This window comes from Jiangella muralis (assembly GCF_001270745.1).
Lineage (GTDB): Bacteria > Actinomycetota > Actinomycetes > Jiangellales > Jiangellaceae > Jiangella > Jiangella muralis.
In genome coordinates this window covers 1-1,349 of the sequence record NZ_LFXL01000082.1, presented here as the reverse complement: position 1 = coordinate 1,349, position 1,349 = coordinate 1, and the positions used below count along the sequence as shown (strand labels likewise).

Below are 1,349 nucleotides of genomic sequence, written 5' to 3'. Positions count from 1 at the left end.
TGAACCGGCCTGGGATCGCTGGAGGGCGTTGTCAGGCCGCGGCGGGCTCGCCATGGTCGTGTGCTGAATCGTAGTGGGCGTTCTCGTGCTCGGCCGGTGGGCGGTAGCCGATCGCGGAGTGCAGGCGCTGGTGGTTGTACCAGTGGACCCACCGTGCGGTGGCCTGCTCGACCTGGCGCCAGGTGGCCCACGATGGTTCGGGGTCGATGACCTCGTTCTTGAACAGCCCGATGGTGGACTCCATGAGCGCGTTGTCCAGCGCGTCACCGACGGTGCCGATGGAGCCGGTGATGCCGGCCTCGATCAGCGTCTCGGTGAACGCCAGCGACGTGTATTGCGATCCGGCGTCGGAGTGGTGCAGCAGCCCAGTGCCGGTGAACTCGAAGCTCGTGCGGCGACGAGTGAACAGCGCCTGCTCCAGCGCGGAGACCACCAGCGGGGTGGCCTTGGATGTGGACACTCGCCAGCCGAGGATCCGGCGGGAGTACACGTCGGTGACGAACGAGACGTAGCAGAACCCGGCCAAGGTGCGCACGTAGGTGAAGTCGGCCACCCACCACTGATCCGGGCAGGTTGGCAGGTCCCAGCGGCGCTGGATGTGATCGGGATGGCGGGGCGCGGTCTGGTCGCGCTCGGTGGTCCGCACCCGCGAGCGGCCGCGTGCCACGCCGTGGATGCCGGCGATCCGCATCAGCCGCTCGACCCGGTCCCGGCCCCAGTCGTGACCTGCGCGCCGGGCCGCGTGCCACAACTTGCGCCGCCCGTAGACCCGCCAGTTCGCCCTCCACAGATCGACAACCGCGTTGGCGGCGTAGGCGTCGGCCAGTTCGGCGTTGGTGGGCCCGAACCCGCGCGCGGCGTGGGCGTAGTACGTCGATTCGGCGACATGGACGCCATGCTCACTGAGCACCGCGCAGATCGGCTCGACCCCGAATCGATCCCGGTGACGACGGATGTAGTCGATCACTGTCCGAGTCGGCGGTCGAGCTCCGCCGCGGCGAAAAACGCCGACGCGGTCTTGAGGATCTCATTCGCCCGCCGCAGCTGGGCATTCTCCCGACGTAGCCGGGCCAGCTCGTCACCAGCAGACTCACCCGGGGCCGACACCGGCGGCGTGGTCGCCTCGCCCAGGTCTCGGCGGATCCAGTTGCGCAAGGTCGCCGGATTGATCCCCAACAGCTCGCCGACCTCCTGGCGCGCCCTCAGCTGCGAGATGTCGCCGGCCTCGATCCGGTCGGCGTACATCCGCACCGCCCGCTGCTGGGTCTCGGTGTCGTACTTCTTCGGTGCAGGCATGATCTCCTCTTCCCGGTTAGATCATGCCCTCCAGCGATCCCAGGCCGGTTCAG

General features: G+C 68.6%; 1 protein-coding gene and 1 other annotated feature. The gene reads right to left on the bottom strand.

The window, feature by feature from the left end:
• Window positions 1–31: 31 nt before the first annotated feature.
• A protein-coding gene (locus ACW62_RS32750) for an IS3 family transposase (protein WP_157575150.1) occupies window positions 32–1,296 on the bottom strand; the annotation gives its coding sequence in 2 pieces (ribosomal slippage) (window positions 32–999 and window positions 999–1,296; 1,266 coding nt in all).
• Window positions 880–1,009 (bottom strand) — a sequence feature (AL1L pseudoknot). (Overlaps the previous gene by 130 nt.)
• Window positions 1,297–1,349: the final 53 nt, after the last annotated feature.